The following is a 15,937-nucleotide window of genomic DNA, read 5'->3' as shown; positions in this document are numbered from 1 at the left end:
TTGTTGATCGGGTGGTTGCCTCATCTCGCCATGACAGCGAAAAAACTACCCCTTTGCCGCCTCGGCCAAGAGATCACTAACCGAGCGCGCCACCACATATCGGGCTGGGTTCTCACCAACCCCCAGCGCAGTGAAATGTGCCTTGCCGCATTCGATCTTGGCGCTTTCCTTGTCGCGCAGGTCGTCGGTGAACAGGCTGCTCTTGGTTTCCACCACAAAGTACAGGTGCTGAGTGCCGTCTTCTTCTACCAACACGGCCCAGTCGGGGTTGTAGGTGCCCAACGGCGTCGGCACTTTGAACCAGCCTGGCAGCTTGGCGTAGAGCTTGATTGCGTCGTTTTTCTCCAGCCCATCGGCGAAATCGCGCTCGGTGGTCGAGTCGTACACCACGTGCTCGTAGATCGACTTTTGGGTATCCAGCAGCATGTTCTTGAGATAGCCGGTGAGCTCTTCCTTCTCGAACAGCTCCTGCGCATAGACGTGCTGGTTACCCAGCTTCTGATACTTGATGCCATCGACCAGAGCCAAGCGCTTGCAGCGGTTGATGGTTTCGGCGGTCAATTCGATGAACTGCTGCGGGTTGCGCTTGAAGTCGTCCAGGCGGCCGCTTCCCGTCAGGATGCTGACGATGGTGCGACGGGTGAGCTGGGTGCGGTCCTGCAGATCGGTCAGCAAATCCGGCAGCTCAATATCCGCTTCATCAAGCACCACGGTCGCCGCGCCCGCTTTCTCCGTCGCGGCGACACCCGCCTTACCGATCGAGATGTCGGCCTTGCGCCATTGCAGTCGTGCCTTGGCAATCACCGGGGCCTTCTTCAACGCTGCAATGCAATCCGTCACCAGCTTGGCGTTGTCGAACTGCACGCGGTACGTTGTCTGGTGCTTGATGCGGTCCCACAGCGCCTTGAACTCGTCGCTCAGATAGACGGCCTTGCCATCCTTGCCCTTGCGCAGCGGCACTTGCCTGCGCTCATCGGCATTCTTGATGTCGAGTCGGCCCGACACCTTGCGCAGCACTTCAGCAATCTGGGCCTTCTGCGCATCAAACTCGGCCGGCAGTTCCAGAGTGCCGTTCTTCAGCGCCGTTTTCAGTGAATCCTGCACCTTGCCTTTGGCATCAATATGGCCGGCGGCTTTCAAGTGCTCCCACAGTGCCTTCGATTGCTCCATGCCCAGCGGTGCGGCATGCCCATCAGCGCCGGTCACGGCAATGGCGGCAAATTGATGCTGCTCCACGATGCCAAAGCGGATGCCCGTGTCTTTCTCGATTTCCTTTTGCAGGTTTTCGGCAAACTGTTCGTAGTTTTCCGTGGCCACCACGGTCAGGGTGTTGACCTCGAAGCCGCGTACCCGCTCGCCATGCTGGTTGACGCACAGGCGCAGGCCACGGCCAATGGTCTGGCGGCGCTCGCGCTCGGTCTGAATATCGCGCAAGGTGCAAATCTGGAACACGTTGGGGTTGTCCCAGCCTTCCTTCAGCGCTGAGTGGGAAAAGATGAACTTCAGCGGCGTGCTGAACGACAGCAGCTTCTCCTTCTCCTTCATGATCAAGTTGTAGGCGCGCTCGGCATTCTCCCGGTTGCCCGCATTGTTCTCGGCGGTGTCAAGCCAGCCGCCTTTCTTGTCGATGGAGAAATAGCCGTTGTGCACCTCCTCGGCGGCGGACTCCAGGTCGATCTCGGCAAACAAGCTCTGGTAGGCCGGCAATTTGGCGGCACGGCGATATTCTTCCTCGAACATCTGCGCATACACACCCTTGACCGGCTGACCGTCCGCATCGTATTGACGGTACTTGTCCACCGCGTCGATGAAGAACAGGCTCAACACCTTGATCCCTATGGGCCTCAGGCGCATTTCCTTGTCTAGGTGCTCCCTGATCGTGCGGCGGATCATTTCTCGTTGCACGGCCAATGCATCCACATCACCATGGGCTTGACCTAATTTCAGAATTACCTCGTCACCGGGATAACGCAGCTCAATGAATTCCTCGCCTCTCTTGGCGAAAATCTCTGAGCCAATCGTGTAATCCCTGTAGACATCGCGACCGGTGGTCTGATCGAGATGGTCGTATGGCTGCACATCTTTAATTTCACGCCGCACTTTTCCGCCGACAAGAACATCCAGCTCAACCTTCGCGCCGACCACACTTTTACCGCGCGTGATAGGGGCAATGAAGCGCACAAAGGGTTTGTTGTGCGCATCTTCTACCGTGGCCGATGCCACCTCGATCTGCTTGACCAGTTTGCGCTCATAGGCATCCACGGCATCCAGGCGGAATACCATGTGGTGCTTGTCCACATGGGTAGCGGAGTAGCGCAGCGTGCAGAGCGGGGTCATCGCATCCAACGCTTCCTTGCCACGGCCCTCCAGGCCGCCATCCACGCTTTGCGGTTCATCCACGATGATGATCGGCCGAGTCGCCTTGATCAGGTCAATAGGCCTCTCGCCGCCGGTCTTCTCGCTCTCTTTGTAGAGGTTGTTCACATCCTTCTTGTTGATGGCACCCACCGTCACCACCATGATTTGGATGTTGGAGCTGGTGGCGAAATTGCGCACCGGCCCGGGCTTGCCCGAGTCGTACAGAAAGTAATCGAACGGCGCGCCCGCATACAAGCCTTTGAAGTGCTCCTCGGTGATTTGCAGGGTCTTGTAGACGCCTTCCTTGATGGCCACTGACGGCACCACGATCACGAACTTGGTAAAGCCGTAGCGCTTGTTCAGTTCGAAGATCGTACGCAGATACACATAGGTCTTGCCAGTGCCGGTCTCCATTTCCACCGTGAAATCGCCGGAAGTCAGCGAACCGGAAGGCGGCAGACCTCCGCGTAATTGCACGTCATTCAAGTTCTTCAGCAGTTCATCGTCCAGCAGCGTCAAGCGGTTGCCAACGCCAAGGTCGGACTGCGCCACACCCAGCGACATCTGCGTCTGATCGGGTCTCATCGTCACCGTGAATTCGGTGCGGCAGACTTCCTGCCCACGGAACAGGTCGCAGACGGCTTCGATGGCCTGCATCTGGTAATCGAGGTTGGGCTCAAAATGCAGCTTCATTGGCTCACCCCTTCGATCAAATGGAACTCCTTATCGTGGCGAGCACGGTCCGGATCATCTGTCGAAACCACGAGCTTGAGCTGCTCAACGTAGTCTTGCGGCAAGCCGTTTTCCTGCGCCCCGGCAATCACCAAGGCTTTGTACCATTCATAAGGTATTAATGATTCATCTGTCGCCGTTGCTTGGTACGTCTTGGCAAAGACGTTATTGCCGTCATGCAGAACGTGAGCCTCGATCTCTTGATATCCCTTTCCGAGACCTTCTGCACGGTCCAGCGCCTTTTTGTCGCAAGCTTCAATTCGATAAAGAACACCGATGACGCGCTTGCCTTGGCAGGCGACAACATCGCATTTCCCCGAGTTGTCTTTGCTTCGCTTGTGCCAGCGAAGTTCATGATCCGGCAATTCAGCCACACCGACCGGCCTCGCAGAAGGGCAACGCTCCCGAAGACGACTGGAAAGCATGTTCGAGCCGTAAGCAAAATACAGAAAAGAATTTTCTGGCATCACAGGCTCCTTACGTTCTGAATGCCGTGCTGCTCCAGAATCGCAGCGAGGTTGGTCTTGGCCACGTCGTCGGCAAAGGCGCTGTCGCGGAACACGCAGGTGGTATCGCCGGCTGGGGCCAGTTCCTTGTGCCAAGTGATGATGCCCTGGGCGAGCGCCTCTATCTGCTCGCGGGTGATGCTCTCGGCCAGGCACGCCAGCAGCACGCCGCCGCCGATGGCATGGACGTGCAGGCCTACTATATCGCGCTGTTCGATGGGCACGCACAGGTCCAGCCCCAGCTTGAGCAGCAGTTCGTAAAGCACATCGGCCTCGCTGCGGCCTTCGAGCAGGTGCTCCTGATGATCGAGCAGCGTGGCTTCCAGGTCATCCGGCTTCGGATTCCAAGCGCGAATGTTGGAGGTGTCGAGCTTGAAGACGCGGAAGCCGATGTCACCCACGAACAGTGGGGTGTCCGCCTTGACCTTGGCGCTAGCACGTCGTAGGCGCTCCTTAGTCAGTTCGGCGATGGTGTGAGGCGTGCCGAGTTGTTCACAGAAGTGAATGGCGGATTGGTCCTCTTTATTTTCATCACTTAAAGACTCCGGAAGCTGTACCGCTATGAAACGTCGGCTCGCCCCATCAGTAACGTTTTGCTCCCACACTGCCTGCCCGATCGTGCCGCTACCAGCAAAAAAATCAACAATGATGTCACCATTGTTTGATCCTACTTGGACGACACGCTGAAGTAGTCGAGTCGGCTTTGGATTGGGGAACGGCGATCGTGTACTGCCAAACAATTCTGCTAGCTGTTTGGTGCCCTCATCTGTATGACCCACTTGTTCAAATGTCCATATTGTCTGCGGCGGAATCGCATCTCGTACTTCAGAACGAAAACGCTTCAATCGGGGTTTGCTATTTCCAGCTTCACCAAACCAGATGCGATCATCAGCAATGAGTTCTGTCATTCGCTCCTTGTTAAAGCGCCAGCTACTTCCCTCGGGTGGCCAGTGCTCTTGCCCGTTTGGCGCCACGACCGCAAATATTGCGTATTCTCTAACTTCAGTACGCAAGAGATTGTCGGATGCCCACGGGCCGCGAGGGTCATTGTCTGAATTTTTGTAGGTGGCTTCTTGAGCATCACTGCGCGGCAACCCCTGAATATGAGCCTCATCGCTTTTCCGGTAGCAGAGTAAGAAATCGTGTGACTCCGAAAAATCCTTGGAGTCCGCTTTTGTGCTGTACTTCTTCTGCCAGATGACGCTGGCAACAAAATTCTCTGATCCGAATAGATCATCGAGCACTGCTCGCAGATTCGTTACCTCATTGTCATCAATGCTGACAAAGATAAATCCATCCTCCCGCAGCAAGTTCCTCGCTAGTTTAAGACGGGGATACATCATATTTAGCCAGTCCGTATGAAACCGACCACTGGCTTCGGTATTGCTGCTGATTTTCTGCCTACCTTCGATTTGCCCGGTTAGTTCCAGATAGTTCTTGATGTTCTCCTGAAAGTTGTCCGGGTACACAAAGTCCTTTCCGGTGTTGTACGGCGGATCGATGTAGATCAGCTTGACCTTGCCGGCATAGCTTTTTTGCAGGAGCTTGAGCACTTCGAGGTTGTCGCCCTCGATCATCAGGTTCTGGGTGGTCTCCCAGTCCACGCTGTCTTCCGGGCAGGGGCGCAAGGTGCCGGTGCTGGGCGTGAGCGCTAGTTGGCGGGCACGGCGCTTGCCATGCCAGTTGAGGCCGTATTTCTCATCGGCGTCGGTCACGCTGGCATCACCCACCAGCGCCTTGAGCACGTCCATATTCACGGCCACGCCGTTCGCGCCCTCGGTAATCAATTCCGGGAACAGCGCCTTGAGCTGTTCGATATTTGCCGCCACTAAGTCGGCAGACTGGGCTTCGGGGCTGGCGGTGTCGATTTTTTTCATGGTCATGGTGAGACTTTCCTCAAACTAGGTATTCTTTGGCATCAGGCATCCTGCGGATCGCCCATCTGACGATCAAAAGACTGGCGAATCAGGCCCATAACGTAGGGAAGTTCATCTGGGTTGGACAAGCCGACTTCCACGTCGCCATTGCCCCAACGACCAAGGTTAGTGACATCGGTGCACAGCCCTTTGGGGTCATCAATCTCGCTGAATGGCATGTTCAGTGACAGGCGCAAGCGCCTGGCCTGAGGGACAACATCCACGAAGTTTGTCTCTGCCTTATAGGCGACGTAGAGCTTGAGGTATTCCTCGTAGATGCACGGATCCAACTCCAGAACTTCTTTGCGCAAGGCTTCAAACAGTGTGCGAATGGTGCCGCTGGTCAGGTGCGGATGATCGTCGATGCTGTAGTGCTGCCCTGCGTTGGTTGCCGAAGGGCGATAGGCATCAAGAACACTGCTATCCAATTGCGGTGCAGCCCATACTTTGGCGGCGTCTCTAGCAAGGCGTTCGGCGCGTGTTTGGATAGCTGCTGCATCCCACTTTTCCACCTCTCCCAACCCTTCGTTGATGTTGAGGGCGCTGTACTTGAAGCCAATTTTCTTGCCATCGGCATTAATGACCTGGTCGCGCTTGTAGGCAAATGGATAGTCGCTATACTCGCTGTTATATCCCGTCAAAGTGAGATTTCCCAAGGTGTGCAAATACTGCTGCTGAGTCTGTTTCCAATCGGGGCCGAGTTCAGCCTGCCACGCTGATGACAGTACTTCGTTCTGCGGCAAAATGTGCTCGATGGTGTAGTCCTCAACCACGATGCGTTCCTTGCGCCCGTGGTTTTCGAGACGACGCAACCAATAGCTACGGCTGCGGAAGTTGTACAGGTCGCGTTGTTTGAGTTCGCGCTGAAACTCCTCATCGCCTGGGAAGCGGCGATAGGACGGCAACAACAGGAACGCTGCCCGCACACTTTCCAGATAACGGTCTTTTTTCAGTGTCCGGCTCAGACCTGGAAAGGTCTTGTTCAGCGAGTTGGTGGGAATGGCGCAGATGGCGCGGCGAAACACGTAGCTTTCAACTAAGCGAACAATGCTCACCAATTCGTCCGCAGCCAAGCGTGCTTGTTTATAGTCGTGATAGACATCAAGCAGGAAGGGATAGGCTACGTCTACCTTCAGCTCACGCAGATCGTGAAAAGCCTCTTTTAGTTTCGACTCCGTTTCCGCACCAAGCGCCATGGCGCAGTAGTAACTGGCATAGGCGTGGATATCAGCAACAAGCGCAGTAGTATCAAGCTGGCTGGCGCGAGCGAAAGCCTTAAAGGCAGCATACACTTCGCGCACGTTGGGAATCTCACCTGTTTTGGCTGTGAGATAGTGACGCATAAAGGGATCGAAGTGCGTCACGTAGGCCTTCTGGCCGAACGATTTTTCCATCGGCCGCCAGTAACTCTGATAAAGCTCAGTCTGGAGCTTTGGCTCCAATCCCATCAGGATGTAGTTGCGAATCAGATCGGCCTGGCTGAGCTCAAGGCCGGTAGAATTCATGCTCTCGAAGATGAGCTGAGGATTATCCTGAGTGCGATCGAGCGACACTTCGACGATGAGCAATTTGGCCAACCCTTGGCAGATGGCTTTGAGCTCATCCTGATGCTTGTTTATCAGCGCCTGAAAGAGCGTGTAATTCTGCTCTATGCGGGTACTGATCTCCGCAGGCATCGGTGCGGACTTGATAATGGCCAACAACGTCTTCTTATCAGTTTCCGACAGAATGAGTTTGTAGTGGCGCTCGCCGTCCTCTTCAGGATTGAGCAGATAGTAATTGTGCAGCTTTCGCGCGGAGAAACTGTCCAGCAGTTCAGGCAGCTGATTGGCCTCAAAGTGCTTGGCCAGTGCTGCAATCAACAAGGTGCACGTGGTAAGGCGTTGTTGTCCGTCGATGACCAGCAGCGCTTCCTGAGTAGTGACGGTGGACAGACCTCGCTCCACATAAACGATGGAACCGATGAAATGGCCATTAATCTGCTCGTCACGACCCGACCTCAGCAAATCTGACCACAGCTGTTGGCATTGGGCTTCCGTCCAGGAGTAATTGCGCTGATAGATGGGAATGACAAACTGCGGAGATTTCTTCAAGAACTTGAGCAGGTTGGTTTCGGTGGCCTTCACTTCTATTCCTCAGAGATATTGAGCGATCCGCTGACGCTCGGCCAACAGTGCTTTTAACTGGAGATTGATTTCGACTTGGCGTGCCATCTGCCTTTCCTTCGCGCCTTGTGCCCGCAGGCGGCTGATCTCGTCTTCAAGCCGCTCGCAATCAGCCAATGCCTGCCGACGCGCCACCGCCTGCTCCGGCGTTGCCGTGGTTCGGTAGTTTCCTGTCCACTGCGCAGCCTGCAGGGCCTGCACACAATCCATCCAGCCTTGATAGAGAGCGTGCAACGAGGTCTGGGGCTGGTGTGCAATCGACAGGGATTGCACGAAGGCATGCTCGGCTTCGGAGCGTGCAGCGGCATCGGCGGTTGCGTGGGATAGCAAGGTCGACGTCAGGCTGCCGTCGAGCACCACTTTGCTGGCTTCGTTCTGCGCCCAGCGCTTGTGGGCCAGGGACAAAGCCACCGTTTGTCCTTCAACCAACAGCAACAGCACCGGATAAGGCACCGCACGGTGCACCAGTTCAGCCAGTCTCGAACAACTGGCGGGTTTGACGGTACCCCGCAAGGTTACAACCAGTACTGCGATCTCAAGGTACTCGCGCTGCGCGTCCCGGTAGTCAGGCACGCCAATGGTGTTGGGCTTGAGCGCGGCGAACCACTGGATTTCTTCAATGGCATCGGTGATCAAGCGCTTATCGGACGCCGTAGGCACGCCATTCTCCAACAGCAGTTTCTTGGGAACGCGCTGCTCTACCCGGCAACTGTCGGGCAGGCACAATGCCTGGATAACGGCGTACGCGTCGATGACCGTCATGCTGCCTCCCTTTCCGGCAGCACGACGAGAAATGCCACCACCTCAAAATCACCGCTGCCAGCGAACTCGCCCTTCATGGCGTGCGTGCCGCCAGGTGTGAAAAGGCTGGCCACGGCCCGCTCCTCCTGCTTGCCGGCCACGGATGCCACTGCGGCGGCTAGCAGCTTCTGGGCGTGGCGCATGTCTTCGCCGCCTTTGGTTAGCTTGTCGAAACGGGCGCAGGCACTGTCATCCGGCCGTTCGCGCCCCAACACTAGGCGCTTGAGGCGATCCAGGATGCGCTTGGCCTGCGGGTAAGGCAGCAGCACGTGCCCATCATCGCCGACATGCACCAGGTAGTGCGGCGCGAGCGGATAGTCGGACGATGCGGCGGATTGTGCCGTCGGGCCGCAGGCTTGCAGGCAAAAGATCACACCAGGGGGAATGTCGGCATCCAGCGTGGTGGTGACCGCAAAAGCCCCCAGCGGCTGGGCGTCCAGCTTGCCGGGGTGCGCTTTCAGGTACTGCGCGAGGTCGATGCGGAAGTCGGTCAGGGTGAGGTCGGTGATCGCCACGCCGGTGGACAGGTCTTCCATGTCGATCACCGTGTCCTGCAGCTTGAGCAGTTGCTTGCGCCGGTACTCCAGATCGTTCATGGCGTTGCCGGACTGTTGCTCGATCAGGTTTTCTTCGCCGGTGGCCGAGACATCGAGCAGCACCATGCGGCCGCTGACGCGCTGCTCCAGGTTGATGTACTCCTCCAACTCCATATTGGGCCAGAAGTTTACGAGCTGGATGCGCTGGTTGGGCGAGCCGATGCGGTCGATACGCCCGAAACGCTGGATAATGCGCACCGGGTTCCAGTGAATGTCGTAGTTAATCAGCCAGTCGCAGTCTTGCAGGTTCTGCCCTTCAGAGATGCAATCGGTGGCGATCAGCAAGTCGATTTCGCCTTCATCGGCCAGGTCTTGCGGGCGCTCCTTGGCGCGCGGCGCGAAGGCTGAGAGCACGTCTCCCATATTCTTGCGCAGACCTGGCAAGGTGGACTGGATGCCGGCGCTGCCGGTGACGACCGCTGCGTGCATGCCCTGCTTATCCCTGGCCCAGGGGGCAAGTTGGGCGTAGAGATAGTGCGCCGTGTCCGAGAAGGCGGTGAACACAATGATCTTGCGGTTGGCTTTGCCATCGTGGGTGTTGATAGGTTCGGCGCATTTGCGGGCAATCATGTCGCGCAAGGCCGCCAGCTTGGCATCGCGCGCGGCATCCACTTGGCGCGCGGCCGCCAGCAGGGTCGCCAGACGATTGCGGTCTTCCAGGAGGTCCTGCTTCCAGCGGATCAGATCCACATCGCCCAGCAGCACCTTGACCTTGCGCCCGACCAGTAAGGCCTCAAACGCAGGGTCGTCGATATCGACGTCGGCAATGTCGATTTCCTCCACTGCTTCGGCATGGGATTCGATGCGTGCCAGTGTGCTCTCTACATCCTTGAGCTGGCGCTGCACGGTCAGGGTAAAGGCCGCAACGCAGCTTTCCATGCGTTTGAGCACGTTCACGCGCAGCAGGTGAATCAGGCTTTCCTCACGATCGGCTTGCCGGAAAAAACCTTCGCCACCACGCACCTGGGTGCTGTATTTGGCGTCGTAGGCGGCCTGCTTGTGGGGCAGCACATAGCGCAGCGGCGCGTAGCTGGCGAGCGTGAGCCGACGGATTTCCTGATTGATATCGCGGATGGCACGAAATTCGCCCGCAAGGTCCACGTCGGCCTTGATGTTGATGGGCGGCAGTCGGTCGGGAAAGCGGCCGGTCTCGCTGGTGCCGTAATACTTCTCCACATGCCGCCTGGAGCGGGCAATGGTGAGATGATCCAACAGGGTGAAGTAGTCGAACCCCAGCATTTCTACTAACCGACCGGGGGTCTTTTCCGCTTCGTCCAGCGCCAGCCAGCGATTGAATTGCGCCTGTGCCTTGCGGGTCGTGGCCTCAATGCTGGCGATGCCGTGTTCCATCAGGGCCGCATCGTCGCCTTCTGTAGCAAAGGCAATCTGGTTGCGCAGATCGGCCAGGCGGTTATTCACAGGTGTGGCGGAGAGCATCAGCACGCGGGTTTTGACGCCTTCACGGATGATGCGCCGCATCAGGCGGTCGTAGCGCGACTCCTTGCCCTTATGCGTGGCCTTGTTGCGGAAGTTGTGTGATTCGTCGATCACCACCAGGTCGTAGTTGCCCCAGTTCACATGAGACAGGTCGATGTCACCCGACAGGCCGCCATCGCGCGACAAATCGGTGTGGTTGAGCACGTCGTAGTTGAAGCGATCAGCCGCAAGGATGTTGCGTTTGTCGTTGGCCTTGTAGAGCGTCCAGTTGTCGCGCAGGCGTTTGGGTGCCAGCACCAGCACGCGGTCGTTGCGCAGCTCGTGATACTTGATGATGGCCAGGGCTTCGAAGGTTTTGCCCAGCCCTACGCTGTCGGCAATGATGCAGCCGCCAAAGCGATTCAGCTTGTCGATGGCCCCCACTACACCATCGCGCTGAAACTTGAAGAGTTTCTTCCACACCACGGTATTGCGAATGCCGGTGGCAGACTTGACGATGCGCTCCTCGTCCATCTCGTCACCGCTGTCCTGAAACAAGCGGTGCAGCATCAAGGTGTAGATGGTGAAGGGATCGCGGTGCTCACCCAGGCCTTGCAGCGCCTCAAAAACGGATTCGTATTCTTTACCCTGACCATCCGAGTCGATTGAAGCAGCCGTTTGCAAGCCCGCCCACTGCTGATCGAACCATTGCGCAAGCTGCGCGGCTTCCTCGGCCGTTTCTGACGCCTGAATCAGGTTCAATGGATTGCCTGGCGTCAGGCCAAGGCCAGATGTGCTGAAGGCAAACGAGCCCAGAACCACTTGTGCAGGTGCCCCGTCCGGGCCGCGCATGACAGCAGCCCCCTGTGGCACCGACCTCGATGCCCGCCGGAGCGCTACTTTTTCACTGATCCATTTCGCGCACTGATTGGCCAGCCAACGTGCCTGCAGACGATTGCGCGCAGCGCGGTCGCCCTCCGTGCCCAGGAGTTCGAGCGCCTCGTTATCTGGAGGCACGATCAATTGGACTCGATCCAGAGCGGACAACGCCTCCCGGACTTCCGCAAAGGCGTAGAGAGAAAAAGAAGGCGTTACACAGTCGAGTCGGTTGCCGTGCTTGAGGTGGGGCCTCATCAAGTCGATGACGCGCTGTGTTCCGGTGTTTTGGATTAGCTTCATGGACGCCTTCGCTCACTTCTGACTATTTTTTTCGCGAGGCTTAATCACCCCTGCATACTTGTAGAGCGTGGTGCGAGAGATTCCGTACCGACGCGCCACTTCCGAGACCTGAATGTCAGGATCGCGTAAAAGGGCTTTGATCTCCCTCACTTGTTTCTCCTCCAGCTTTGGCTTGCGTCCACCGACACGACCTCTGGCACGAGCGGCAGCTAGGCCTGCATGCGTTCTCTCCCGAATCAAGCCACGCTCGAATTCGGCAAGCGCAGCAAACACATGGAAAATCAGCTTTCCCGCCGCACTGCTTGTTTCGATTTTTTCTGTCAAACTTTCAAAACCGACGCCACGCTGCTCAAGATCGTTCACGACATGTACAAGGTCGGGTAGGCTGCGCCCGAGTCGATCCAACCGCCATACCACCAGGGTGTCTCCGGCCCGCAGCGCCTTGCGACACTGCTCAAGCTCAGGACGTGCTGCGCTCTTGCCGCTAGCCGCTTCCTCGTAGATCACGCCGCATCCAGCCTGCATGAGCGCGTCGCGCTGCAGATCTAGGTGCTGATCATCGGTAGATACGCGGGCGTACCCTATACGTTGATTCATGGACGCAATCAGGACATTGAAAAATTGACGGATATATTAACACTCGTTAACGACTTTTCACGATAGAAAAATGCGGTGTGTTCCCCCGTTCAGAAAACCACCGTTTTATTGCCATGCTGATATCTAAATGCGACCAGGTTGACACCGGGAAGTGAGACTACATGGAGCCTTTATTGAAAGCACAGATACGGGTTGATGCGTAAGTCAGTATTAAGTGAGACCGCCCACTAGGCGGTAAGGGCGCTCGCCGCGCAGGCCAGCATTCACAATCAGTGCATATCGGGCCATCTGTTCCCATTGCCCTGAGCCCGCCGCCCAAAACGCCGACAGTACCGCCGTCCGTGTCTGCTGCCTGGGCTTTCGCGGCATAAACGGCTTCCTCCCCGCTAAGCGGGTCCCCTCCATATATTCCACGTTCCTGTTCATCAGCCTCGGCCAGCGGTTCAGCACGGCAAGGCGACGAACTCACGGCAACGGCGGCAACGCCGCAGGAGCCGTATTACTGCGAACGCCGAAAACCTACAACCAGGCTCGGAATCTTCGGCCCCGGTCAGCAGGGAAACCAACTGTTTCTGGAGGAACAGGAAAATGGAACGTGTTAGCGATAGCGCTGCTTTGAGCTATGACAATATGGATGCTGGACAGACCTTGTACGTGCGCAGCACATCGGGTCAGTATCAGGCCGCGACGGATTCAGATGTGCTGGCGGCGGCTCGGGTTGCCGCTGAAACGTTGATCGGCGAGCAGGTGGATATGAGTAATCCCGGCGTTGTGAAACGGTATTTTCAGGCGAAGTTATCGGGAGTTGGGCACGAGGTTGCTGCGGTGCTGTATCTCAATACCCGATGCAAAGTCATTCGGTATATGGAAATGAGTCACGGCACGTTGACACAAGCCAGCGTGTACCCCCGTGAAATCGTAAAAGCGGCGTTGCGCTTAGATGCGGCGGCAATCATCATGTCGCATAACCATCCCAGTGGCACCCTTGAGCCCAGTGCGGCTGATTTGACCTTAACTCGACAGCTAAAGCATGCATTGGCCTTGGTCGATGTGCGTTTCCTGGACCACATTATCGTGGCAGGCGCGAGCGCCACATCGTTGGCCGAGCTCGGTCAAATGTAAAGCGGGTACACAGCACGGCGGCATAACCGTCGTGCTGGATGCGCCAAAAATACCCAGAAAGTTGAGCACGCCCCGGCGAATGTCTGGCAGCGTTCGGGCGGGGCGGGCTCAATGCAACAGACATAGCCCGGCTGACTTCTTGGTCTGCCGGGCTTTTAGTTAGTGCCTTTGGCACGTATGTCGTGAAAGCCCACTTCAACCTCCAGTGAGAGCCGCGCCAAAGCGCGGCTAGGGGCGCTCGCCGCGCGGCCGCCGTGTGTGGGGTCATCGCTTCGGCTGGGCCGCTGTTCAGTCTTCCGTGAGTTACGTCGCCTAAAGCCCCGACGTGTATCACTGCGCTTCTCTCGACAAGGGGCGCGCTCCGCGCCTGGTACTCACCCGGTCCTTGCACTGCGTTTCGGGCTGCGGCTTCCGTGCCAGCCCCTTTCTGGTCGGCGCTACGTGATCCAGATCGGTACGGCGACGGAACTCACGGAAGACGGCGGCAAGACCGGAAAACCAACGTAGACCCCAACACGGAGGATTTACGTTCCGGCTCAAGAATCTTCGGATCCGGTCAGCCGAACAGGCATCAACCCTCATTTGGAGTCAGATCATGAACAGTTATGAAGCAAAGCAAGCGGCACGCAAAGCACGTTATGAAACCCGCGCGGCACAGGCACAACAGCAAGCGGATGCTCGCCACGCGCAAGCGCAGGAGATGGCACAGGCCATTCCTTTCGGGCAGCCCATTCTGGTGGGCCACCATTCTGAGCGGGCCGACCGACGTTATCGGGAACGGGTCAACCAGGGATACCAAAAATCGTACGCGCTGCAGAAGCAGGCAGAGCATTACGCAGGTAAGGCCGATGCGGTAGGCAAGGGCGGAGTCTCTAGCGATGATCCGGGTGCCATCGAGAAGCTCAAGGCCCAGTTGGCGCAATTGCAGGCCAAGCAGGATGTCATGAAAAAGTTAAACGCAATTTTGCGCCGCCATGCCCAAGCAGATGCCGAAACGCGTGTATCTATGTTGGTGGCTTCGGGCCTGGTGGATAGCGAGCGCGCTACCGAACTGATGACCCCTGATTTTGCGGGTCGTGTTGGGTTTTCGCCGTACCAACTACAGAACAACAACGCCAACATGCGCCGCGTGGCTGATCGTATCAAGCAACTGGAAGCGCTAGCCGATCGCCCCGAGCGGCAACGCTGTGGCAATGGCTATATCTATCGCGAGGATTCGCAAGACAACCACGCCCTGTTTTTGTTCGACGGAAAACCAGCCAAGGACATTCGCGACGTACTCAAACGTCAGGGCTTTCGGTGGAGCCCGACGCGCAATGCTTGGGTACGACAGCTAACGGGCAACGCGCAATGGGCCGCCCGAGAAGTGATACGTGTGCTGGACAGCACGCCGACGCAGCATTAACCCACTCGCCCCGGACTGAACACTCCTGGGGAAACTTCGAACTCAACCTAAAGGAGAATTACCATGGCTTCATTGAATTGTCACCCTGATCGGTAATCTGGGCAAGGATCCCGAGCTGCGCTATACCGCAGAGGGGGCTGCCGTATGCTCGGTATCCATCGCTACGAGCAGCCATTGGAAGGATAAGGCCAGTGGCGAGCGCCGCGAAGAAACCGAATGGCATCGCGTGGTGTTTTACGGCCGACTGGCTGAAGTGACGGGAGAGTATCTGCGCAAGGGCCGCACGGTCTTTGTGGAGGGGCGACTCAAAACTCGCAAATGGCAGGATGCAGACAACGGTATCGACCGTTACAGCACCGAGATCATCGCCGAGCAAATGCAGATGTTGGGCGGTCGCCCTGATGGACACACGGATGAGTCCAAGGCCGAGCCTGCTGCCCGCTCCAAGAGTCGAGGCGGTAAGGGGAAAGAGGCTGCAGCCCCTGTAGAGGATGAATCGTCAGATATCCCCTTCTGATTCATTGATAGGCTCCTGGCCGGGGATTCCGGCCTGGTTTGTTTTAAAGCCCGGCATTGTCCGGGCTTTGTTGCGTCTTGGCCTGATGGGTCTCTTTGCTGGCTATGCCTGCGTTGGGGGTTGATTCTATCGGCTGTGTATCGTTATCGTGCCGACCATTCCCAGGCTGTGCCTGGGGCCCTGCCACGTGACACTGCCTGCCCGCTTTCGGGGCCAGGCTGGGACGTTTGCCCCCAAATTCGCTGCGCTCATTTGTGGCCTTAAACGTCCCACACATGACGCACCCTTGGAGGGGTAGGAAAAACGCTTGTTTTTCAAGGGATTGGGAGCAAGCGGCGGCTAGCCGCGTTGCAGGACATATAGAACCACAAAACAGTGTAAGAGCTTGATTTATCGAATAGATATCTGGCTACAGTTGTAGTCTCGTTTCTGGTAGACGGCACGGACACCTGTCGCTAGCAACGTACCGACTACACGCCGACTGCTTTCCATATGCACTTTGATTGCATGGCGACAGCATAAGTGCTGCATGATGATTACCTATGGGCGGCAGGGACTTTACAGTCTTGCGACACCAAGCATACGGGAAGATTTCAGGAGTGCTGATTCCTGCTTGAGCAGGCAGAC

Annotated in this window: 9 protein-coding genes and 1 pseudogene; 3 read left to right on the top strand and 7 right to left on the bottom strand. The window is 57.1% G+C overall.

All coding sequences use genetic code 11. The annotated features are described in order from the left end of the window. Positions 1-45: 45 nt before the first annotated feature. From KVP10_RS15535 to KVP10_RS15505, 7 genes are read right to left on the bottom strand one after another with little or no spacing between them, the layout of a single operon-like run. The gene (locus KVP10_RS15535; RefSeq protein WP_217965529.1) at positions 46-3,051 is read right to left on the bottom strand and encodes a type III restriction-modification system endonuclease; all 3,006 of its coding nucleotides are present in this window, start codon (positions 3,049-3,051) and stop codon (positions 46-48) included. Then, positions 3,048-3,557 carry a gamma-glutamylcyclotransferase family protein gene (locus KVP10_RS15530; protein WP_217965528.1) on the bottom strand — a complete coding sequence of 170 codons (510 nt, stop codon included), beginning with the start codon at positions 3,555-3,557 and terminating at the stop codon, positions 3,048-3,050. Before KVP10_RS15530 ends, KVP10_RS15535 begins: the two co-directional genes overlap by 4 nt. Then, the gene (locus KVP10_RS15525) at positions 3,557-5,473 is read right to left on the bottom strand and encodes a site-specific DNA-methyltransferase (RefSeq protein WP_217965652.1); all 1,917 of its coding nucleotides are present in this window, start codon (positions 5,471-5,473) and stop codon (positions 3,557-3,559) included. Before KVP10_RS15525 ends, KVP10_RS15530 begins: the two co-directional genes overlap by 1 nt. Before the next feature lie 41 nt (positions 5,474-5,514). Further along, positions 5,515-7,638, bottom strand: a complete 2,124-nt coding sequence (locus KVP10_RS15520; RefSeq protein ID WP_217965527.1) for a GmrSD restriction endonuclease domain-containing protein — start codon at positions 7,636-7,638, stop codon at positions 5,515-5,517. 9 nt (positions 7,639-7,647) lie between these two features. Next, positions 7,648-8,439 carry a DUF4391 domain-containing protein gene (locus KVP10_RS15515; protein ID WP_217965526.1) on the bottom strand — a complete coding sequence of 264 codons (792 nt, stop codon included), beginning with the start codon at positions 8,437-8,439 and terminating at the stop codon, positions 7,648-7,650. Further along, on the bottom strand, positions 8,436-11,669 hold the full coding sequence (locus KVP10_RS15510; RefSeq protein WP_217965525.1) for a DEAD/DEAH box helicase: 3,234 nt from the start codon (positions 11,667-11,669) through the stop codon (positions 8,436-8,438). The genes KVP10_RS15515 and KVP10_RS15510 overlap by 4 nt, the downstream gene beginning before the upstream one ends. 12 nt (positions 11,670-11,681) lie before the next feature. Next, the gene (locus tag KVP10_RS15505; protein ID WP_074685660.1) at positions 11,682-12,266 is read right to left on the bottom strand and encodes a recombinase family protein; all 585 of its coding nucleotides are present in this window, start codon (positions 12,264-12,266) and stop codon (positions 11,682-11,684) included. 588 nt (positions 12,267-12,854) lie between these two features. Here KVP10_RS15505 and KVP10_RS15500 point away from each other — a divergent pair. The 3 genes and pseudogenes from KVP10_RS15500 to ssb all read left to right on the top strand — a co-directional run bounded on the left by KVP10_RS15500 (position 12,855) and on the right by ssb (position 15,310). Then, positions 12,855-13,388, top strand: a complete 534-nt coding sequence (locus KVP10_RS15500; RefSeq protein ID WP_217965524.1) for a JAB domain-containing protein — start codon at positions 12,855-12,857, stop codon at positions 13,386-13,388. Positions 13,389-13,983: 595 nt separating this feature from the next. Beyond that, a complete protein-coding gene (locus KVP10_RS15495) occupies positions 13,984-14,793 on the top strand; it encodes a DUF3560 domain-containing protein (RefSeq protein ID WP_217965523.1) in 810 nt (269 codons plus the stop codon). Positions 14,794-14,856: 63 nt separating this feature from the next. Beyond that, positions 14,857-15,310 (top strand): annotated as a pseudogene (gene ssb / locus KVP10_RS15490) (single-stranded DNA-binding protein). Positions 15,311-15,937 lie beyond the last annotated feature (627 nt).

The organism is Candidimonas humi (assembly GCF_019166065.1).
Taxonomy (GTDB): Bacteria; Pseudomonadota; Gammaproteobacteria; order Burkholderiales; family Burkholderiaceae_B; genus Candidimonas; species Candidimonas humi.
The sequence above is the reverse complement of the archived record's forward strand: the minus strand, read 5'-3'. Positions and strand labels throughout refer to the sequence as shown.